This is a genomic window from Cyanobium gracile PCC 6307, from assembly GCF_000316515.1.
In the GTDB taxonomy this organism is placed as follows: Bacteria; Cyanobacteriota; Cyanobacteriia; order PCC-6307; family Cyanobiaceae; genus Cyanobium; species Cyanobium gracile.
The window spans coordinates 2,919,878-2,939,606 of the sequence record NC_019675.1 but is presented as its reverse complement, the minus strand read 5'-3'; the positions used below and the strand labels follow the sequence as shown (position 1 = coordinate 2,939,606).

At 71.7% G+C, this 19,729-nt stretch carries 24 protein-coding genes and 1 tRNA gene; 8 read left to right on the top strand and 17 right to left on the bottom strand.

The genetic code is table 11. The features are described 5' to 3' along the window. Positions 1–145 precede the first annotated feature (145 nt). The 5 genes from CYAGR_RS14205 to CYAGR_RS14185 form a co-directional block, all read right to left on the bottom strand. Positions 146–409: a hypothetical protein gene (locus CYAGR_RS14205; RefSeq protein ID WP_015110529.1), complete on the bottom strand. Its 264-nt coding sequence runs from the start codon at positions 407–409 to the stop codon at positions 146–148. A gap of 97 nt (positions 410–506) precedes the next feature. Beyond that, positions 507–827: a lactate dehydrogenase gene (locus CYAGR_RS14200; protein WP_245552537.1), complete on the bottom strand. Its 321-nt coding sequence runs from the start codon at positions 825–827 to the stop codon at positions 507–509. 405 nt (positions 828–1,232) lie between these two features. Beyond that, positions 1,233–2,198 carry a tRNA glutamyl-Q(34) synthetase GluQRS gene (gluQRS, locus tag CYAGR_RS14195; protein ID WP_083891447.1) on the bottom strand — a complete coding sequence of 322 codons (966 nt, stop codon included), beginning with the start codon at positions 2,196–2,198 and terminating at the stop codon, positions 1,233–1,235. A 56-nt stretch (positions 2,199–2,254) separates the two neighbouring features. After that, a complete protein-coding gene (locus tag CYAGR_RS14190) occupies positions 2,255–2,530 on the bottom strand; it encodes an HU family DNA-binding protein (protein ID WP_015110525.1) in 276 nt (91 codons plus the stop codon). Positions 2,531–2,677: 147 nt separating this feature from the next. Beyond that, positions 2,678–3,481 (bottom strand): MBL fold metallo-hydrolase, encoded by an 804-nt coding sequence (locus CYAGR_RS14185; RefSeq protein ID WP_015110524.1) that lies wholly within the window; start codon positions 3,479–3,481, stop codon positions 2,678–2,680. A gap of 70 nt (positions 3,482–3,551) precedes the next feature. Between CYAGR_RS14185 and CYAGR_RS17425 the strand changes: the two genes are divergently transcribed. Continuing rightward, complete coding sequence (locus tag CYAGR_RS17425; RefSeq protein WP_015110523.1) at positions 3,552–5,708, top strand: glycogen debranching protein; 2,157 nt, start codon at positions 3,552–3,554, stop codon at positions 5,706–5,708. On the opposite strand, the gene CYAGR_RS14175 is transcribed toward CYAGR_RS17425, so the two are convergent. Further along, a tRNA-Gly gene (locus CYAGR_RS14175) sits at positions 5,663–5,733 on the bottom strand. The two genes, CYAGR_RS17425 and CYAGR_RS14175, sit on opposite strands and share 46 nt — an antisense overlap. A 119-nt stretch (positions 5,734–5,852) precedes the next feature. Between CYAGR_RS14175 and CYAGR_RS14170 the strand changes: the two genes are divergently transcribed. Genes CYAGR_RS14170 through plsY form a run of 5 tightly spaced genes read left to right on the top strand, consistent with a single transcriptional unit; the run spans position 5,853 to position 10,114 of the window. After that, positions 5,853–7,292 (top strand): MFS transporter, encoded by a 1,440-nt coding sequence (locus tag CYAGR_RS14170; protein WP_015110522.1) that lies wholly within the window; start codon positions 5,853–5,855, stop codon positions 7,290–7,292. Next, complete coding sequence (locus CYAGR_RS14165) at positions 7,289–8,038, top strand: MlaE family ABC transporter permease (protein WP_015110521.1); 750 nt, start codon at positions 7,289–7,291, stop codon at positions 8,036–8,038. Before CYAGR_RS14170 ends, CYAGR_RS14165 begins: the two co-directional genes overlap by 4 nt. Further along, entirely contained in the window at positions 8,035–8,511 is a 477-nt protein-coding gene (locus tag CYAGR_RS14160; protein WP_015110520.1) for a DUF3119 family protein, read from the top strand. The genes CYAGR_RS14165 and CYAGR_RS14160 overlap by 4 nt, the downstream gene beginning before the upstream one ends. Beyond that, positions 8,508–9,458 carry a DUF3086 domain-containing protein gene (locus CYAGR_RS14155; protein ID WP_015110519.1) on the top strand — a complete coding sequence of 317 codons (951 nt, stop codon included), beginning with the start codon at positions 8,508–8,510 and terminating at the stop codon, positions 9,456–9,458. Before CYAGR_RS14160 ends, CYAGR_RS14155 begins: the two co-directional genes overlap by 4 nt. A gap of 20 nt (positions 9,459–9,478) precedes the next feature. Beyond that, positions 9,479–10,114, top strand: coding sequence for a glycerol-3-phosphate 1-O-acyltransferase PlsY (plsY, locus tag CYAGR_RS14150; protein WP_015110518.1), 636 nt, complete (start codon positions 9,479–9,481; stop codon positions 10,112–10,114). Between the two features lie 3 nt (positions 10,115–10,117). On the opposite strand, the gene proC is transcribed toward plsY, so the two are convergent. The 7 genes from proC to CYAGR_RS14115 all read right to left on the bottom strand — a co-directional run bounded on the left by proC (position 10,118) and on the right by CYAGR_RS14115 (position 15,480). Further along, positions 10,118–10,936, bottom strand: a complete 819-nt coding sequence (gene proC, locus CYAGR_RS14145) for a pyrroline-5-carboxylate reductase (protein ID WP_015110517.1) — start codon at positions 10,934–10,936, stop codon at positions 10,118–10,120. Further along, complete coding sequence (locus tag CYAGR_RS14140; protein ID WP_043325926.1) at positions 10,923–11,492, bottom strand: cell division protein SepF; 570 nt, start codon at positions 11,490–11,492, stop codon at positions 10,923–10,925. The genes proC and CYAGR_RS14140 overlap by 14 nt, the downstream gene beginning before the upstream one ends. 74 nt (positions 11,493–11,566) lie before the next feature. Next, complete coding sequence (locus tag CYAGR_RS14135; protein WP_015110515.1) at positions 11,567–12,253, bottom strand: YggS family pyridoxal phosphate-dependent enzyme; 687 nt, start codon at positions 12,251–12,253, stop codon at positions 11,567–11,569. Then, the gene (locus tag CYAGR_RS14130) at positions 12,253–12,519 is read right to left on the bottom strand and encodes a PipX family protein (RefSeq protein ID WP_015110514.1); all 267 of its coding nucleotides are present in this window, start codon (positions 12,517–12,519) and stop codon (positions 12,253–12,255) included. Before CYAGR_RS14130 ends, CYAGR_RS14135 begins: the two co-directional genes overlap by 1 nt. 22 nt (positions 12,520–12,541) lie before the next feature. After that, complete coding sequence (locus CYAGR_RS14125; RefSeq protein ID WP_015110513.1) at positions 12,542–13,498, bottom strand: CbiQ family ECF transporter T component; 957 nt, start codon at positions 13,496–13,498, stop codon at positions 12,542–12,544. Between the two features lie 50 nt (positions 13,499–13,548). After that, complete coding sequence (gene der, locus CYAGR_RS14120) at positions 13,549–14,913, bottom strand: ribosome biogenesis GTPase Der (protein WP_015110512.1); 1,365 nt, start codon at positions 14,911–14,913, stop codon at positions 13,549–13,551. 57 nt (positions 14,914–14,970) lie between these two features. Continuing rightward, a complete protein-coding gene (locus CYAGR_RS14115; protein WP_015110511.1) occupies positions 14,971–15,480 on the bottom strand; it encodes a DUF1823 family protein in 510 nt (169 codons plus the stop codon). A gap of 17 nt (positions 15,481–15,497) precedes the next feature. On the opposite strand from CYAGR_RS14115, the gene dusB reads away from it, so the two are divergent. Then, entirely contained in the window at positions 15,498–16,553 is a 1,056-nt protein-coding gene (gene dusB, locus CYAGR_RS14110; RefSeq protein ID WP_015110510.1) for a tRNA dihydrouridine synthase DusB, read from the top strand. Here dusB and CYAGR_RS14105 read toward each other — a convergent pair. Next, positions 16,510–17,142: a DUF4079 domain-containing protein gene (locus CYAGR_RS14105; protein ID WP_156818485.1), complete on the bottom strand. Its 633-nt coding sequence runs from the start codon at positions 17,140–17,142 to the stop codon at positions 16,510–16,512. The genes dusB and CYAGR_RS14105 overlap by 44 nt on opposite strands. Before the next feature lie 88 nt (positions 17,143–17,230). After that, positions 17,231–17,941, bottom strand: a complete 711-nt coding sequence (cobI, locus tag CYAGR_RS14100) for a precorrin-2 C(20)-methyltransferase (protein ID WP_015110508.1) — start codon at positions 17,939–17,941, stop codon at positions 17,231–17,233. Between the two features lie 99 nt (positions 17,942–18,040). Between cobI and CYAGR_RS14095 the strand changes: the two genes are divergently transcribed. Beyond that, the gene (locus CYAGR_RS14095; protein WP_015110507.1) at positions 18,041–18,610 is read left to right on the top strand and encodes a 1,2-dihydroxy-3-keto-5-methylthiopentene dioxygenase; all 570 of its coding nucleotides are present in this window, start codon (positions 18,041–18,043) and stop codon (positions 18,608–18,610) included. A gap of 10 nt (positions 18,611–18,620) precedes the next feature. On the opposite strand, the gene CYAGR_RS14090 is transcribed toward CYAGR_RS14095, so the two are convergent. Further along, the gene (locus CYAGR_RS14090) at positions 18,621–19,253 is read right to left on the bottom strand and encodes a MiaE family protein (RefSeq protein ID WP_015110506.1); all 633 of its coding nucleotides are present in this window, start codon (positions 19,251–19,253) and stop codon (positions 18,621–18,623) included. Next, positions 19,250–19,705: a type II 3-dehydroquinate dehydratase gene (gene aroQ / locus CYAGR_RS14085; protein ID WP_015110505.1), complete on the bottom strand. Its 456-nt coding sequence runs from the start codon at positions 19,703–19,705 to the stop codon at positions 19,250–19,252. Before aroQ ends, CYAGR_RS14090 begins: the two co-directional genes overlap by 4 nt. Positions 19,706–19,729 lie beyond the last annotated feature (24 nt).

The window sequence follows — 19,729 nt, the reverse complement described above, 5'->3', positions numbered from 1 at the left end:
CGTCATTGGAGGATCTGCCGATAAGCCCAGCCGATGAAGCTCTGCCCACGGCACCCGGCCGATTGTTGCCACGAACCAAGGGGAACCTGTGGCGGCTTCCGGAGACAAGATCCAGAGGCCTTCACCGTGACGGGAGTCACCGGCCTCAGCACAGGGCGATGGGCCACTCCACCTTGACCACGTCAAAGTCGTCACCACCCAGACGATTGAGTTCACCGGCGGCACGTAGGGCCGCCTCGTGGGTATGGAACAGATAGGCCGTGGTCGGTTCGCTCACATCTCCGAGGCCCTGGTCGTCGGGACGGATGGAGACGTAGGAACCATCCGAGAGACGCTGGAGCACATAGCGCTCGGCCTGGGTGCATTCCAGCGGGCGGGCCGGATTGATCTCGGGTGCCCAGAAATGCATCGCAACCCCCGCGCGTGACCCTTCTAACTACTCCAGAGGACCCGCTGGCCGCGAGGAAGCGCCACATGTCGTTGCAACGGGGCCCGGACCCCGCAGTTCATGTCTCATTGCCACCGAAGTCATCGTCGTAGCCCTCGTAAGGCTCGAACTCACTCCAGCCGGGACTGGCGTTCTGCAGCAGCCCGTAGCGGGCGTCCACATCATTCATCAGCGTGTTGCCGGTGGGCACCGTGTCGCAGGTGATCGACCCATCGGCGGCGGTGACGCAATTCTCGAACTGCACATTGGCCAGCACCCTGCCCCCTCCCCCCGCCAGGACGAGCAGCAGGAGGCCGGCCAGAGAACCCGCCCGGAGCCCGCGGCAGGGGCGCGAACCATCGCTGGACTGCAGAGCGTCGGCCATCACCGGAGGGGGCATCTGCTGGGATGATGGCACCGCTTCAACACACGCACCCATGTACACCGACTGGACCGCCGTGATCCTGCTGCTGCTCACGGCGGCACCCCTGGCCGTGGTTGTGGCCACCGCCGCCTTCTTCATCTGGCGGAAGAAACGGACCTTGAAGTGACGATTCGGAAGACCATCCCATCGCCCCCGATGGCCGGGGAGCGGCCCTGGCCGAGGCAGTCGAGGCAGGTGCGGTAACGCTGATCATCGATGCGCAGCAGACCGCTGCCGCCGCACTGGGGACATCGGCTCTGACCGAGGGACGGGCCCTTCGATCCGGAGGCAGGAACCGGGGCAGCCATGGCCGGCTCGCAGGGATTTGTTCTCATCTCCTCACTGTGCCTGGCTCAGACCCCCTGGATCCCGAAATCTTCCTTAAGCATTCGTGCCCTTCCCCCGGCGCAGGGAATCCTCCAGGCCGTCCAGGGTCAGGTGGTTCGCCAGCTCCCGGGCACTGAGCCGGCTGCCCGGCGGCACCAGGCCGAGGCTGGCGGCCAGGTCCCCGATCACGCCGGGGGCATCCAGGCCCCGGCGGCGCATGCCGGCCAGCCCCTCGGCCCCCTCCCGCTTGCTCAGCCGCTCCCCCTGGCCATCACGCCACAGGGGCACGTGGGCATAGGCCGGCGGGTCGGTGCCGAGGGCGGCCATCACGGCCACCTGGGCCCCGGTGGAGGGCCACAGATCCTCTCCCCGCACCACCTCGCTGATGCCCATCAGCAGCTCATCCACGGCTGTGGCCAGGTGGTAAGCCACCACCCCGTCGGCCCGGCGCAGCACCACATCCCCCACCTCGGCGGGGCCGTCCTGGCGGCCAGCGGGTCCGCAGCGCTCCTGCCAGCGCAGGGCGCCGGGCTCCAGACGCAGTCGCCAGCTGGGCAGCCGCCCCGCCTGGGGGCCCCACAGGGGCGGGCCATTCCGGCAGTAGCCCGGATAGATCGCCAGCGCTCCATGGGGGGCGGAGACATCGGCCAGCAACCGCCGGCTGCAGCGGCAGGGGTAGAGACGGCCGGCCTGGCGCAGGGCTGAGAGAACGGTGGCGTAGACGCCGCGCTGGGCGCTCTGGCGGGCCACGGGTCCGTCCCAGGGCAGACCCAGCCAGCGCAGATCCTCCAGGATCGCGTCCTCGGCACCCGACCGGTTGCGGGGCCCGTCGAGGTCATCGATGCGCAATAGCCACACACCGCCCTTCAGCCGGGCTTCGAGCCAGCCGAGCAGGGCGGTGCGCAGGTTGCCCCGGTGCAGGGGGCCGGTGGGGGACGGGGCGAAACGGGTTCGGTAGCCCTGCCGCCGGAGCTCCAGACCCCAGCCGAGGCGTTCCTGGAGATGGAGGGGCAGTCGCAGGGGAGGTCCAGACGCCCCTGCGGCCGCCGCCATGGCCGGAGAGCGGCGGCTGGGGATCAGCCCTGGACCTTGTCCTTGAAGAGCTTGCCGGCGGTGAAGGCGGGTACGCGCTTGGCGGGGATCTTGATCTTCTCGCCGGTCTTGGGATTCAGACCCTGACGGGCGGAACGCTCACGGGGCTCGAAGGAGCCGAAGCCGAGGATGGACACCTTCTTGCCCTCGACCACCGAATCGACGATGGTTTCGATGGCGGCATCGACGACGAGGGAGACGTCGGTCTTGGTGAGCTCCGTGCGGGCAGCCACGATGTTGACGAGATCAGCTTTGTTCATTGTTCGGGGGAAGCCTCCGGGTAGGTGGCGATGGCGGGGTTCGGGACGTCGAGAGATGGAGGCGAATCGGAAGTTCCCGACCGCCCGGTGCGTTCAGCGCGCCAATCGTATGGGCGTTGCTGCAGGGCCGCAACAGGAGAAGTCCACTCATGACAGCGGTTTGGGGTCCATGGAGTCCGCAACAGGGCGTTCCGTGGTAAGGGCCGCAACCTCCAGCCCGCCCCCGGGCGGCTGGAGCGGGAGGGCCTCCAGATCCAGGGCCGCCAGCAGGGCGGCGCCCTGCTCCACCAGCTTCTCCCCCCTCAGCGCCCCCAGGCCGGCGCCGCTGGCGATCCAGCCGGGAGAGCCGGGCGGCAGCCAGCCGCGCAGCCGCTCGATGCTGCGCAGCTGGCGACCCCAATGGAAGGTGCCCCGCTGCCGCAGGGGCGCGACGCGGGCCGGCGCCACCGGAACCAGGAGCCGGCCGCAGAACAGCCCGCCCCGGCCGTCCCCCGCCGCCGGGGCGACATGCACCACGCAGGCGCCCGGGGAGGGCCCCGGCGTCCAGAGCAGCCGCACATCCGGCTCCAGCCGGTGTTCGGCGGCGAAGGTCTGCAGCGGATCCACACCGGGCAGCAGGTAGGCCTCCTGTTCCTGAACGAGCACCGGCCAGCCCAAAGCCTGCTGCAGGCGGCGGCAGCGGCCGTGGCCGCCGCGGCCGGTGAGCACGATCCAGGCCCGGGGGGCGCCGCTCCCCGACGTCCGCTGGCGGGGGCGGCCGGCCAGGAAGCGCAGGTTGGCCCGGGTGTAGGCGGGGCAGTCGATCAGCAGATCGGCGCCGGCGGCCTCGAGCAGCCAGGCGCTACCCCCCTGGCTCTCGCGACTGGGGGCGAACAACCACAGCCCGGGGCGGACCGGCAGGGGCGGACGGCCCTCCTCGGACGGCAGCAGGGCGGCAGGGGAAGCGGTCATCGCCCCATTGAACCCCCGGCGGCAGCTTCCGGAGGCCCGGCGTAGCCTGGGCACAACCCAGGCCAATGATTTGTCGGCGACCCGGATCGGACATCCCTGGCCACTGGGGGCCTCCGTCACACGCCGGGGCGTCAATTTCTCCGTGGTGGCCCCCCTGGCCACCCGCATCGAGCTGCTGATCTTCGCGGACGGGGCCGCCCGGGAACCCCTGGAGGTGATCGAACTCGACCCCGCCCACCGCTCCGGTGAGCACTGGCATGTGGAGGTGGAAGGCCTCGGGATCGGCTGCTGCTATGGCTACCGGGTGTTCGGCCCGATCCAGCCCGGGAGCCATGGCTTCAACCCCTCCAAGGTGCTGCTCGATCCCTGCGCCAGGGCGATCACCGGCTGGGACGTCTACCAGCGGGGCGCCGCCGTCGGCGCCGTCCCCAACGCCTCCGCCTGCCTCAAGGGGGTGGTCACCGAGCGGGACCGGTTCGACTTCGACGCCGCCCCCCGGCCGCGCCATTCCTGGCAGAAGAGCGTCATCTACGAGCTGCACGTGGGCGGTTTCACCCGTGGCGCTGGCTGCCCGGTGCCGGGGGAACGCCAGGGCACCCTGCTGGGGCTGATCGACACCCTGCCCTACCTCCAGTCGATGGGGGTGACGGCGATCGAACTGCTGCCGGTGATGGCGTTCGATCCCCAGGACGCCCCCGCCGGGCGGTTCAACCACTGGGGCTACAGCCCCGTGAGCTGGATGGCGCCCCATCCGGCCTATCTGGTCGAGCGCGACCCGCTGCAGGGTCGCCACGAGGTGCGCCAGCTGGTGACGGCCTGCCACCAGGCTGGCCTGGAGGTGATTCTGGATGTGGTCTACAACCACACCAGCGAAGGCAACCAGGAGGGCCCCACCCTGAGCTGGCGCGGCTTCGGCGACGCCCTCTACTACCACCAGACGGCCAGGGGCGACTACCTCGACGTCAGCGGCTGCGGCAACACGATCGCCGCCAACCGCCCCCTGGTGCGGCGCCTGATCCTGGAGTCCCTGCGGTGCTGGAGCACGGAGCTGGGCATCGACGGCTTCCGCTTCGACCTCGGCATCGCCCTGACCCGGGGGGAGGCCCTGGCCCCCCTCGATGCGCCTCCCCTGTTCGAGGAGATGGAGGCGGATCCCGATCTCAGCGATCTGAAGGTGGTGAGCGAACCCTGGGACTGCGGCGGCCTTTACCGGCTCGCCGACTTCCCGGCCCGGCGGGTGGCCAGCTGGAACGGCCGCTTCCGCGACGACGTGCGCCGCTTCTGGAAGGGGGACGACCGCACCACCTGGAGCCTGAGTCAGCGCCTGTCAGGCAATCCGGATCTGTTCAATGGCCAGCCCTCTCCGGTGGGCCGCACGATCAACTTCCTCACCGCCCACGATGGCTTCACCCTGGCGGACCTGGTCAGCTTCGACCGCAAGCACAACCTGGCCAACGGCGAGAACGACCGCGACGGGGACAACCACAACAACAGCTGGAACCACGGCGTGGAGGGTCCCTGCAGCGACGCCGGCGTCAACGGCCTGCGGGACCGGCAGCTGCGCAACCTGCTGGCCTCCCTGCTGCTGGCCCCCGGGGTGCCGATGCTGTTGATGGGCGATGAGGTGCGGCGCAGCCAGGGGGGCAACAACAACACCTGGTGCCAGAACAACCCCCTGGGGTGGATGCACTGGCAGCCGGACGCCGGGGACATGGCCCTGCGCCGCTTTCTGCGGCGCCTGATCCAACTGCGTCAGCGGCTCGCCCCCCTGCTCAACCAGGAGCTGCCCCTGGCACCGGCCCCTGCCGGCCCTGCCCGGGGCGCCGGCAGCCTGCCCCTCTGGCGGGAGTGGCACGGGCTCGAGCTGGGCAAGCCCGACTGGGCCAGCTGGTCCCACTGCCTGGGCTGGAGCCTGCATGACGCCAGCCTCGGCCCCCTGCTCTGGTGCGGCATGAACGCCTACTACCAGCCGATGCAGTTCCAGCTGCCGGCCCAGGCCGCGGGCTGGCGGCGGGTCATCGACACGGCCATTCCCGGCGACCATGACCTGCCGGCGAAACCCGATCCCTGGCTGCTGCCGACGGCGCCCCTGGAGAGCCGCAGCCTGATGCTGCTGGTGGCGACCCCCCTGCTCGAGGAGCCTGAGGAGGGAGCGGCGGCGGTGGCTCCGGCGGAGGAGCAAGCGGGCGGCGGGAATCGAACCCGCATCATCAGCTTGGAAGGCTGAGGTTTTACCACTAAACTACGCCCGCAGCAGTACAGGGGTACTGGCGACCGGTTCTTCGGAACTGGTTCCCCGAAACCGGCTGCAGCATTATGACCTGCACCGGACGGCCACAACCCGACGACCACCACCGGAGCCCCTCCAGGTTTGACCACCCCCACGCCGTCCATCCCGCCACCGGCAGCGCCGCACCTGCCGTCGGGTGTGGTGGACACGGCGGACCTTCCCGCAGGTGAGCGCCGCCGGGTGCTCCTGGCCTACGGCATGGGGGACGCCGGCACCGGCATGGCCGCCTCCCTGATCGGCTTCTACCTCTTCATCTTCTACACCTCAGCGGCGGGGCTGCCGGCCTGGATGGCCGGGCTGGTGCTGATGACCGCCCGGCTCTGGGATGCCATCAACGACCCGATCGTGGGCTGGCTGAGCGACAAGACCCGGTCCTCCTGGGGACCCCGGCTGCCCTGGATCCTGGGCAGCGCCGTTCCGCTCGGCTTCGCCATGGCCCTGATGTGGTGGCTGCCGCCGGGGGGGCTCTGGGTCCGGTTCGCCGTGTTCGTGGCCATCTCGATGGTGGCCAACACCCTCTACACCTGCGTCAACCTTCCCTACTCCGCCCTGGCGGCGGAGCTCACCACCAGCGTCAACCTGCGCACCCGCCTCAACAGCGCCCGGTTCACCGGCTCGATCATCGCCGGCCTGGTGGGGATTGTGCTGGGGGGCGTGCTGCTCAAGGATCACCAGAACCCCGACAGCTACCTGCAGGTGGGGATCTTCTCGGGGGTGCTGATCACCTGCTCCACCCTGCTCTGCGGCTGGGGCATCGCCCCGGCGGCGCGGAACTGCCAGCGGCCCACCAGCCAGCGGGGCACCACCCGGCGGCTTCTGGCCCGGGTGGGCAGCAACGGACGCTTCCAGATGGTGCTGGGGCTCTACCTGCTGCTCTGGTGCGCCCTGCAGATCATGCAGACGGCGGCGCTGATCTTCCTGCCGGTGGTGATGCGGCTGCCGGAGGGCTGGAGCAACTGGATCCTGCTGCCCTTCCAGATCAGCACCCTGGTGGGACTCCAGCTCTGGACCGCCGTCGCCCGTCGGCGTGGTCGCCTCACCGCCCTGCACTGGGGCACCGCCCTCTGGATCGCCGCCTGTGTGATGGCGATGCTGCTGGTGCCCCTTGATGCCGCCTTGGGCCCCACCGCCTCCACCACCAACATGGTGCGTCTCACCGCCCTGGTGGTGACGATCCTGATTGTCGGACTGGGGGCCTCCACCGCCTACCTGATCCCCTGGGCGCTGCTTCCGGACGCCATCGATGCCGATCCGGAGAAGCCCGCCGGGCTCTACAGCGCCTGGATGGTGTTCACCCAGAAGATCTGCATCAGCCTGGCCCTGTTCTTCTTCGGCAACCTGATGAGCCTGAGCGGCTACCAGGCGGCCAAGGGCATCCTGCAGCCGGACAGCGCCCTGCTGGCGATCCGGATGTGCATGGGCCTGATCCCGGCGCTGCTGGTGGTGCTGGGCCTGGTGGTGATGCGGCGCTGGCCGGAGCGGGGCCCCGAGCCGGAGACCCTGACGCCCTCCGCGCCATGAAGCCGCCCCGCTGGCTGCAGCGGCTGGGGGCCAGCCTGATGATCGGCGGTCAGGCGGTGAGTGCCATCGCCCGTGGCCGCATCGGCATGGTCGACCTGGTTCAGGAACTGCTGGAGGCCGGACCGGGCAGCTTCCTGATCGTGCTGATCACCGCCCTGGCGGCCGGCACCGTGTTCAACATCCAGGTGGCGGCCGAACTCTCCAAGCAGGGAGCCAGCGCCGCCGTGGGGGGGCTGCTGGCCCTGGGCCTTTCGCGGGAGATCGCCCCCCTGCTCACGGCGACCCTGCTCACCGGCAAGGTGGCCACCGCCTACGCCGCCCAGCTGGGCACCATGAAGGTGACCGAGCAGATCGACGCCATCACGATGCTGCGCACCGACCCGGTGGAGTACCTGGTGGTGCCGCGGGTGCTGGCCATGGTGGTGATGGCGCCGGTGCAGTGCCTGCTGTTCTTCTGGATGGCGATCTGGTCGGGCCAGGTGAGCAGCACCCTCCTGTACAGCATTCCTCCGAGCGTCTTCTGGAACTCGGTGCGGGTCTGGATGAAACCCGACGACCTGCCCTCGATGCTGCTCAAGGCCGTGGTGTTCGGCCTGATGATCGCTGTGATCGCCTGCGGCTGGGGGCTCACCACCCGGGGGGGCCCCAAGGAGGTGGGCGCCAGCACCACCGGCGCGGTGGTCATGATTCTTGTCAGCGTCGCCCTGGTGGACGTGCTGCTCACCCAGTTGCTCTTCGGCCAATGACCTCCACCCCCTCCCCCCCTCCGGCCAGCGCCGTCCCCGACGGCGCCGCCGGCGCGAACGTTGTGGTCCTCCGCCCCCGGGCCTGGGTGCCGCTCGGGCTGCTGGGTCTGGCGGTCGCCACCCTGGAGCTGCGGCCCCTGTGGGGCCCCGCGCTCTGGCCGGCCCTGGCCATGGGGCTCATGGGGTTGTTCCTGCTGCTGCAGACGGCCCTGCTGCGGTTGCGCTTCGCGGCCGACGCCCTGCTGGTGTCCCGTGGCGAGACCGTGATCCGGCGCTTTCCCTACGACGAATGGATCGGCTGGCGGGTCTGGTGGCCGGCCCTGCCGGTGCTGTTCTATTTCCGGGAGCAGAAGAGCCTTCACCTGCTGCCGATGCTGTTCGACGCCACGGCCCTGCGGGAGGAGCTGGAGCGGCGCCTGCCGCCCGCCCCTTCCCCTGAACCCCCCGCCGTCTTGCCCCCCCGCCTGCCATGAGCGACCAACCCGAACCGCCCGCCATCACCCCGCCGGAGCCCCTTCCCGGGACCACCCCGGCAACCGGTAACCCCGACACCAGTGGGCTGGTGGAGCTGGCCCTGACGGAACTGCGGGAACGGCGTGCCGCACTCCTGGGTGAGATCAGCGAACTGGAGAGCCGCCGGGAGCAGATCCGCCAGGAGATCGCCGGCAGCTTCGCCGGCCAGTCGGATGCGATCGCCCGGCGTCTCAAGGGCTTCCAGGACTACCTGGTGGGGGCCCTGCAGGATCTGGCCGCCGCCGCCGAGCAGATGGAGCTGGTGGTGCAGCCGCTGGTGGTGCAGCCCTCCCCCCTCGACCAGGCGACGACCGGAACCGAGGCGAGCGGGGCTCCCCAGGTCACCGCGGCCCCGGCCGCCGCGGGCCTGTTCAGCGACGATGCGGACCTGATCCGGGAGCGGCTGGAGCAGTTCGGCGGCCAGCCCGACTTCTACGCCGATCCCTGGAAACTGCGCCGGACCCTCGAGGGTTCCGCCGCCACACGGCTGGAGGACTGGTTCCTCTCCCAGGGCGGTCGGGGCGCCCAACCCAGCGGCGGCAGCCGCAGCCGCAATGCCCTGGCGGCGGCTGCGGCGATCGCGATCCTGGGGGAGCTCTACGGCGAGCGCTTCCAGACCCTGGTGCTGGCCAGCCAGCCGGAGCGCCTCGGGGAATGGCGACGGGGGCTGCAGGACTGCCTGGGGCTGAGCCGCGACGATTTCGGCCCCGCCAGCGGCATCGTGCTGTTCGAGCGCCCCGATGCCCTGATCGAGCGGGCCGACCGACTCGAGGAGCGGGGGGAACTGCCCTTCATCGTGATCGACGCGGCCGAGCAGGTGATCGAGATTCCGATCCTGCAGTTCCCCCTCTGGCTGGCCTTCGCCGCCGGCCCCGGGGAGCTCGACGCCGAAGCCGATCTCTACTGACCCTCCAGCCCATTCCTGCCATGGCCTTCCTCCCCGAACTGCTGGTGCTGCCGGCGGGCTACCTGCTCGGCTCGATTCCCTTCGGCTGGCTGGCGGGCCACTGGCTCGCCGGCGTCGACCTGCGCCAGGAAGGCTCCGGCTCCACCGGCGCCACCAACGTGCTGCGGGTGCTGGGCAAGGGTCCGGCCCTGGTGGTGTTCCTGCTCGACGTGCTCAAGGGAACGGCCGCCGTGCTGCTGGCCAAGGCGGTGCTCCAGCCCCTCGGCTTCAGCGCCGTGAGCGACTGGTGGGTGGTGGCGGCGGGTCTGGCGGCCCTGGCCGGCCACATCTGGCCGCTCTGGCTGGGCTGGAAAGGGGGCAAGGCGGTGGCCACCGGCCTGGGGATGCTGCTGGGCCTGACCTGGCCCGTGGGCCTGGCCTGTTTCGGCATCTTCCTCACCACCCTGACCCTCAGCCGCATCGTCTCGCTCTCCAGCGTGGTCGCGGCCCTGTCGCTGCCCTTGCTGATGCTGGGCTCCTTCGGCGCCGACGGGTTGCGGCCGGCCTACCTGAGCCTGGCCCTGCTCACCACGGCGCTGGTGCTCTGGCGGCACCGGAGCAACCTGCAGCGGCTGATGGCCGGCACGGAGCCGAAGCTGGGGGCCGGTCGCAGCTGACGTTCAGGCCAGCTGGCGGCTGCGTTCCGCCGCGGCCAGCACGGCCTCGATCAGGGCCGAGCGCAGGCCGGCCCGCTCCAGCTGCCGCAGCCCGGCGGCCGTGGTGCCGGCGGGGCTGGTCACCATGTCCTTGAGCTGGCCGGGGTGGAGCTCCTGCCCCTGCAGCAAGGCGGCCGTGCCCGCCATGGTGCGGTGGGCCAGGTGCATGGCCAGGGGCCGGGGCAGCCCCCCCGCCACCGCCCCGTCCGCCATCGATTCGGCCACCAGGGCCAGGAAGGCGGGACCGGAGGAGGTGAGGGCCAGGAAGGGATCGAGCTGGGGCTCCGGCAGATCCAGCACCTCCCCCACCTGGGCGAACAACCGCCGCACCTGCTCGCGCCGGGCCTCGCCGACGCCCTCACCCCAGCTCAGGCCCGTGAGTCCGGCGCGCACCAGGGCGGGGGTGTTGGGCACGGCGCGCACACAGGCCCTTCCAGGGAACAGGGCCTGCAGCCGCGCGAGGGTCACTCCCGCCAGCACGGAGATCAGCAGGGGCTCAGCGCCGCTGGGTGCCGCCGACAGAGCGGCCGCCGCTGCGGGGGCCACCGCTTCGATCTGCTGGGGCTTCACCGCCAGCAGCACCACCGGAGCGGCCCAGGCGTGGGCGGCATCGGTGCTGACCTGAACCCCGAGTTCGTCGCCCAGCCGCCGGGCGGAAGCCTCGCTGGCCACCACCGCCCGGACGGCGGAGCGCTCGAGCAGGCCGGCGTCGAGGAGCGGCAGCAGCAGGGCCCGGGCCATGCGGCCGAGGCCCACCACTCCGATGGTGTCAGACCATGGCATCCGAACGGCCCCAGGCGGGGCTGGGGGCGGCCTCCTGCTGATCATCGACGGGGCCGGTGCGCCCGGAGACCACCGTGGGGGAGGCGGCTTCCTCACCGCCCGCGGTGGTGACCGTGACGCAGCTGGGGGCGAACAGGAAGATGCTCTCGCCCACCCGTTCCTGATGCCCGTCGATGGCGAAGGTGCCACCGGCGACGAAATCCACGGCCCGCTGGGCCTGGTCCGGCTCCATCATAGTGAGGTTGAGGATGACGGTCTTGCGCTCGCGGAGGGCCTGAATCGCACGGGGCATCTCGTCAAAGCTGCGCGGCTCCATGAGGCACACCTCGGCGACGGCGCTGGTGATGCCGGGCATGCCGATGACGTTGGTGCCGGCAAAGGGATCGTCGCTGGAGAAATCGGTGCTCAGAGCCAGGGCTCCGGTGTTTCTGCTCGCCGTCGAGGTGGCCGCGGCGGTGGTGCTGTCGCCGGGGTCGTAGTCGAGTTCGTCGTCAAAGTCGCCATCGAGATAGTCGTCACCGGAGACGACGGCACGCAGGCGGGAGAACAACGACACGGAGTCGACCTCGGGAAGGATGCTTGGCCTTGAATAGCGTCCCACATCCGAGCCGGCAAGATCCCAACGCCCTTTCATGGCTGGATTGGGCGACTTCCGAACAGAGCACTGCCGAGGCGCACCCAGGTGCTGCCGGCCGCCACCGCTTCGCGCCAGTCGCCGCTCATCCCCATCGAACAGTCCGGCAGCCCCAGGGCATCGGCCAGGGCGCGGCATTCCCGGAACAGCTCCAGCCGCTCCCCGGCGGTGAGCCCCAGGGGGGCGATGGTCATCAGACCGAGGCAGCGCAGGGGGGCCAGCCGATCCTGGTCGGCCCCCAGGGCCCGCACCTCCTCCGGTTCGAAGCCGGTCTTGGCCGGGTCGGGGCGGAATTTCACCTGCAGCAGGATCCCCGGGGTCAGGCCCTCTTCGGCGGCGATCCGCTGCAGCCGCCCGGCCAGGGCCAGGCTGTCGACGGAATGGATGGTGCCGAAGTGGCGCAGCACGGCCCGCGCCTTGTTGGCCTGCAGCCGGCCGATGAAGTGCCAATCGAGATCGGGCAGGTCGGCCAGGGCGTCCTGCTTGGCGATGGCCTCCTGCAGCCGGCTCTCCCCGAAGCTCCGCTGGCCCAGGGCCGCGGCCTGGCGCATCAGCTCGGCCGGATGCCCCTTGGACACCGCCAGCAGGCGGGTGGAGGGCGGCAACGCCGCCTGCAATGTCCCCAGCCGCTCCGCCAGGGTGGAACCGAACGCCTCCGCCGCCCCGGGCGACGCCGCCGCCATCAGATGAAGGTCTGGTCGAAGAGCTGGCGCCAGCGGGCCTGGGCCTCCGGCCCCTCGCGGCGGCAGCGGGCCAGGTTCTGCTCGGCGAAGTGGCGGGCGTCCATCAGGGGAATCACCTCGAAATGGGCGCCGCGCTCCTGGAGGGTGACCAGAAAGAAGATCCGCTGGGCGTAGAGGGTGGCATACAGATCGCGGCTCTCGGCCACCGGCGCTACCCGATAGAGCATCCCGAAGGTCGGGTGGTTCAGATAGCGCTCCGTGCTCACGACTCCCTGCAGGCTGCGGCCATTAAAGGGCACCGACTTTCCAGCGCAGCGCCAGCAGGGCCGCCAGGGCCAGCACCGCCGCCAGGCTGGCGCCGGAGGGGGTGGCGGCCGGCTGGTGCAGGCGGTCGGGGGGAAGCCACATGCCGCCGCGCGCCATCAGGGCCTCAGCCCCCTGCTCGGAACGCAGCAGCACGTTGGCCAGCAGCCGCTCCCCCACCGCCAGCACCAGGCCGAGACTGGCCTTCCAGCCCAGGCGACGCAGATTCACCGCCCGGGTGGCGATGGAGCGCAGAAGGTTCTGGAGCTCCTCCTGCACCAGGGGCAGGAAGCGCAGGGACAGCAGCAGGGTGAAGCCCAGGCGCTCCACGGGCCAGCCCAGGACCCGCAGGGGGCCCAGCCACCAGGCGATGGCCCAGACCAGCTCCTCGGGGGGGGTGGACAGCAGCAGCAGGTTGGCGCTGTGGATGACGGTGAACAGCAGGGTGGCGCCGTTGATGCCGAGTTCGGCCGAGCGGCGGGTGACCACCAGGGGGCCCAGCTCCAACGATCCGGCCGTCACGGGGCCCCAGCGCACCAGCTCCCAGGAGAGGCCCGCCCGCGACACAGGCGGGGCACCTGGGGGACCGGGCACCAGCCGCAGCTCCCCCGGCGGGCGCTGCAGGCTGGCCGGCGGGCTCCCTGCGGCCGGCAGCAGGGCGGCCAGCAGGCCCACCAGCAGGGCCAGGGCGATCAGCAGCGGCAGGGTCTGCCGCCAGAGGCGCCAGGGCAGGCCGCTGAACGCGGTGATCAGCAGCAGCAGCCCCACCAGGGCCAGCCGCCAGAGGGGCCCGGCCAGGATCGGCGTCACCAGGAACGCCACCGTCCAGACCAGCTTCACCCGCGGATCGAGCCGCTTCAGCCAACTGCCTCGGCCACCGGTCTTGCCGCCCTCGCCGTCATCGACGTACTGACCGATCGGCAGCTGCCGCAACCAGTCCATTCAGGCCAGGCCCCCCTGGATCGCCCCCGGAATCGCCATCCCCATCGACCTCAGCCGCCCCGGCTCTGGTGGCGGGCCTGCTCCTTCTCGGCGTCCCGCTGCTGCTTGCCGCGCCAGAAGAGGCGCACCGGCGATCCCTCGAAGCCAAGGGCCTCGCGGATCTGGCGCTCGACGTAGCGGCGGTAGGTGTCGCCGAACAGCTTGGGATCGTTGACGAACAGGGTGAAGCTGGGGGGGCGGGTCGCCACCTGGGTGCCGTAGTAGAGGCGGCCCTGGCGGCCGCCGCGGGTGGTGGGGGGCGAGCGCCAGCGCAGGGCCTCCTGCAGCACCTCGTTCACCACCGAGGTGCTCACCCGGCGGCGGTGCTGCTCCACGGCCACGGCGGCGATGGCGAAGATGCTCTCCACCCGCTGGCCGGTGAGGGCGGAGGTGAAGAGCATCGGCGCCCAGTCGAGGAAGTAGAGCTTGGCGCGCAGCTCCTTCTCCATGGCGCTCATGGTGTGGCTGTCCTTCTCGATGGCGTCCCACTTGTTCACCACCACGGCACAGGCGCGGCCGTCCTCCTCGATCCGCCCCGCCAGGCGCTGGTCCTGCTCGGTGACACCGTCGAGGGCATCGATCACGAGGATGCAGACGTCGCTGCGCTCGATCGCCTTGAAGCTGCGGGTGATGCCGAAGTACTCCGGGCCGTAGTCGACGCTGCGGCGCCGCCGGATGCCGGCGGTGTCGATCAGCTTCCAGGTGAGACCCTCCCGTTCCAGGGTGGTGTCGATGGTGTCGCGGGTGGTGCCGCGGATCGGGCTGACGATGGCCCGGTTCTCGCCGCAGATGGCATTGAGCAGGCTGGACTTGCCCACGTTGGGGCGGCCGATGATCGCCAGCTGGATCGGCTCGGCCTCATCCGTCTCGGTAGTGGCCGGCAGGAAGCTGATCACCCGATCGAGCAGATCGCCCGTGCCGGCTCCGTGGATGGCGGAGATCGGGTGGGGTTCGCCCAGGCCCAGGCCCCAGAAATCGGCCGCCATCGCCAGGCCCTGGTCAGGGGACTCGCATTTGTTCACCCCCAGCAGCACGGGGACGTTGTGGCCCCGCAGCCACTCGGCGATCGATTCATCGGCGGCGGTGACCCCCTGCTGGCCGTCCACGATCACCACCGCCACCGACGCCTCGGCCAGGGCCAGGTTGGCCTGCTCCCGGATCTCCGGCAGAAATTCGCTGTCGTCGTCGAACACCAGGCCGCCGGTGTCCACCACGCGGAAGGTGCGGTCCCCCCAGAAACCCTCCTGGTAGGTGCGGTCCCGGGTCACACCGGGCTGGTCGTGGACGATGGCCTCACGGCTGCGGCACAGCCGGTTGACCAGCGTGGACTTGCCCACGTTGGGGCGTCCGATCACGGCGACGACGGGGAGCGCCAATCTGACTTATTCCTTACGACGGATGCGTTACCTAGACCCTACAGAGCCACGGACGCCTCAACCCACCGGGGGATCGCCGGGATGGCCGGCCACCGGGTCCTCGGGCGGATCGAGGAGCTCCGGCAGCGGGCCTGCCGCCGGGAGGGGTTCGCCGCATGCGGCCAGATCGGCCAGCAGCCAGTTCACCGCCGTGGCCCGCCGGGTGCGGCGGGGGTAGAGGCCGCCGATGCGGTAACCGGCGAAGCCCAGCTGCTGCTTGAGCAGCTGCTTGTGCTCGGGGGCGATCGAGCGGGTGAGCCGCACGCTCGCGGGCCGCTCGGCGATCAGCTGCGGCGCCTCGGGGAAGGCCTCGGCCCAGGCCGGCGGGGTGTCGGGCCCGGCCTGCCAGCGTCCGTCGGCGGCGGGGCGGTAGCCCAGCCGTTCCCAGATCAGTCGGCAGACGAAGCGATCGCTGGTGCGGTCATCCAGCACCGCCTCCAGCAGGGCGCGGCTGAGGGGAAAGGGTCCCGGGGCGCCATCAGGCTTCCAGAGGGGAGCGGCGGCAGCGTCCAAAGCGGCGTTCGGCATCCGAGAGTCACCCCAGCATGCCCAGTCCCGCTCCCCATCCCTCCCCCAACGGCCCGCTCCACCTGGCCGGCAACGGCACCGACCGGCTGCTGAGCTGCCGGGTGCTGCAGTCGCCCCTGGCGGGGGTGAGCGATGGGATCTTCCGCGCCCTGGTGCGTCGCTGGGCCCCCGACGCCCTCCTGTTCACGGAGATGGTGAATGCCACGGCCCTGGAGCTGGGCCACGGCGGCGCCAAGATGGCGGCCCTCGACCAGGATCCCGGCCCCGTTGGGGTGCAGCTGTTCGACCACCGGCCCGACGCCATGGCCGAGGCGGCCCGCCGGGCTGAGGCCGCCGGGGCCTGGCTGATCGACATCAACATGGGCTGTCCGGTGCGCAAGATCGCCCGCAAGGGGGGCGGCAGCGGCCTGCTGCGCCAGCCGGATCTGGCCCTGCGGATCGTGGCGGCGGTGGCGGCGTCGGTGCGGGTGCCGGTGACGGTGAAGACCCGGCTGGGCTGGTGCGGGGCCAGTGCCGATCCGGTGGGCTTCGCCCTGGCCCTTCAGAACGCCGGCGCCCGCGCCCTCACCCTGCACGGCCGCACCCGGGAGCAGGGGTTCTCCGGCAAAGCCGACTGGGGGGCAATCGCCCGGGTGAAGGCGGCCCTGCAGATTCCGCTGATCGCCAACGGCGACATCACCGGCCCGGAGGAGGCCCTGCGCTGCCTGGCGATCACGGGCGCCGACGGGGTGATGGTGGGGCGGGGCACCCTCGGGCGCCCCTGGCTGGTGGGGCGCATCGCCGCGGCCCTCGCCGGCCGGCCTCTGCCGCCGGAGCCCGACGCACGCGCCCGGATCGCCCTGGCCCGGGAGCACATGGAGGCCCTGGTGGCCGCCCGCGGCGATCAGGGCCTGCTGATCGCCCGCAAGCACCTGGGCTGGACCTGCCAGGGCTTCGCCGGGGCGGCCCGGCTGCGGCGCGACCTGATGGTGGCCCCCAGCCTGGAGAGTGCCCTGGGGCTGCTGCACCGGGCGGAGGCGGAGCTGGAGATCACTGGCCCAGCGCCATGCCCAGCAGGTCCCGGCTGCCGCTGATCGCCTGCACCGCCAGCAGCAGGGCGGTGAGAAAGGCGGCGCTGACATGCAGGCGCCGCATCCGAGGGGAACGCAGGGTCTCGGGGGCGGCCGCCATGGCGAACAGCAGCAGGCCGCAGAGCAGCACCCCGCTCCAGTAGTGGGACCCCCACACCGAACCGTCGAAGGGACTGCGGCCCAGGTGCCACAGGGCGGGCTGGGCTCCCAGGGTCAGCAGTCCCAGCCAGCAGATCAGGGCGAAACCGGCCCGCAGCCCGGCGCCCTTGGCCCGCCACAGGGCCAGGCAGCTCACCAGGCAGCCCACTCCGGCCAGCAGCAGGGCCACGCCGGTGCCGGAGCCGCCGACGACGACGGCGCCACCCCGGGCATAGGTGGCCGCCATGGCGATCAGCACCGCCACCACCACGCCCGAGGTCACCCAGCGGCCATGGTCGGTGTGCTCCACCCCCACCGTCGGCGGCAGGGGGTTGATGTCGAGGCGACGCTCCCGCGCCAGGATCCCGAGCCGGATGGTGGCGCCCACCACCGGGTACACAAAGAGGATGATCAGCACCGGGTGCAGCAGGGCGAACCAGTCGGTGACGGTCATCCCAGTAGCGGTCATCCCAGTAGCGGTCATCCCGGTGGCGGTCATCCCGGCGGCAGGCATCGGCAAGGGCGGGGCAAAACACGAACGGTCATGGAAGCACCGCCGGCCACCCCTGCCGGATGAGCAGCAGGGAGAAGTAGGGGGCCTCGGCGGCGGGCACCTCGGCCGCCGGGCAGAGCCGCTGGTCGGGCCAGCCCACCCGCTGGGCAAACAACGCGTCCGCCAGCAGGCCCCGCTCGGCCAGCAGCGGCCGCACCCAGGGCCAGCGGCCACCCAGCTTGAGCAGGGCCAGCACCCAGCCAGCGGCCGCCGCCTGGGCCAGCAGGTCCTCCAGCTGGCCGGGCTCCTCCGGGGTGGGGCGGATCAGCAGCCCCTCCTGCTGCAGGGCCAGGGGCCAGGCCCCGGCGGCAGCCGCCGCCGCCACGGCGCTGATGCCGGGGATCAGGCCCACCGGCAGGGCGGGGTGGCGCTCCCGCAGGGCCAGCAGCACGTAGCTGCTGCTGGCGAACAGCGACACGTCGCCCTCGCAGAGCAGCACCACCGACCGCCCGTCGGCCACCTCGGCGGCGAGGCGGTCGGCGGCGGCGTGCCAGGCCTGCCGGCGGGGCTCAGCCGCCGCCACCATCGGGAACACCAGGGGCAGGCGCCGCTGGCCGGGGTCGATCCAGGAGCCGGCCACGGCGGCCGCCATCCCCTCGGCCCCTTCGCGGGCGACCGGGTAGGCGATGGTGTCGGCGGTTTCGATGGCCCGCACCGCCGCCACGGTGAGTAGGTCGGGATCGCCGGGCCCCACCCCCACCAGGGTGAGGCCGGCACTGGCAGCACGGTCGGCGATGGGGGGAAGTCCGCTGCAGACCTTTCTAGGCTGCAGATCCTCCGACCGCCCTGGAGCGCCCCGATGACCCACCTGGTGATCCGTTCCGCCGCCGGCGACGGCCACGCCGCCCCCCTGCTGCGCAGCAGCGACGCCAACCTGATCGCCCGGGAGCTTGAGGCCCGGGGGGTGCGCTTCGAGCGTTGGGCCACGCCGGCCTCCCTGGCGACGGACGCCGACCAGGCCGCGATCCTGGCTGCCTACGCCGCGGAGATCGCCCGGGTGCAGGCCGAGGGGCGCTACCGCACGGTGGACGCGATCCGGCTCGGCCCGGACCATCCGGACCGGGAGGCCCTGCGGGCGAAGTTCCTCTCCGAGCACACCCACGCGGAAGACGAGGTGCGCTTCTTCGTGGAGGGCCGCGGACTCTTCTGCCTGCACATCGGCGACGAGGTGCTCCAGCTGGTGTGCGAGCAGGGCGACTGGATCGGGGTGCCGGCGGGCACCCGGCACTGGTTCGACACCGGCGAGCGCCCGTCCTTCTGCGCCCTGCGCTTCTTCGACAACAGCGACGGCTGGGTGGCCAGCTTCACCGGCGATCCGATCGCGTCCCGCTTCCCGCTGCTGGAGGAGATCCTGGCCGCCACGGCCTGAGCGACTGACCTCAGCTGTGCATGCGCGGCTGGGGATGGAGGCTGGCCAGGACCTGCGCCTCGCTCGCGGCCAGGGCCGTGAGCCGATCGGCCACCAACGGCCGGGGCCAGCGCCTTTCGCACAGCACCCAGTAGAGGCCGAAGTGGCGCGCCTCGCTGGCCAGCAGGTCGGCGTAGAGATCCCGCAGCTCCGGATCGGGACTGTGGGCGGCCAGCAGGGCCATCCGCTCGTGGCTGCGGGCCTCGATCAGACCCGCCACCAGGAAGCTGTCGAGCATCCGCTCCGGCTCCTGCCGGCGTACCAGGGCGGCCAGGGCGGCGCCGTAGGGCGGGGCGGCCAGGGCCCGCAGGCCGATGCCGCGCCGCTCCAGCAGGGCCTGCACCCGCTCGAAGTGCTCCAGTTCCTCCCGGGCCAGGGGGCTGAGCACGGCCGCCAGCTCCCCGTCGGACGGGTAGCGGAACATCAGCTGCAGGGCGGCGCCAGCCGCCTTGCGCTCGCAGTGGGCGTGGTCGATCAGCAGCAGCTCCGGGTGGGTCAGGGCCTGCTCCAGCCAGGCGGCGCTGCTGGGGGCCGCCAGCCACCGCACCCGGGCCGCCGCCGCCACCGGGGCCTCGGCCGCCACCGGCAGGGAGGCGCCGCTCATGCCGAGGCCCGCAGATGGGCCACCAGGCCCTCGAGGGCGAGGCGGTAACTGGTGGGGCCGAAGCCGCAGATGACCCCCAGGGCCCGGTCCGCCAGCAGGGAACGATGGCGGAAGGGCTCGCGGGCGTGGGTGTTGCTGAGGTGCACCTCCACGAAGGGCAGGGCCACCGCCAGCAGGGCATCACGGATCGCCACCGAGGTGTGGGTGTAGGCGGCGGCGTTGATCAGGATCCCGTCGCTTGCCGGACTGCCGGCCTGGCCTCCGGCCTGCTGGATGCGGTCCACCAGGGCCCCCTCGTGGTTGCTCTGGAAGCAGGTGAGCTCCACCCCCAGCGCCGCGGCCTGCTGCTCGAGGGCGGCATCGATGGCCGCCAGGGTGCTGCTGCCGTAGAGGCCCGGCTCCCGCTGGCCGAGCAGGTTGAGGTTGGGACCATGGAGCACGAGCAGGCGCATCGGGGAGGGGATAAGGGGGGAAGG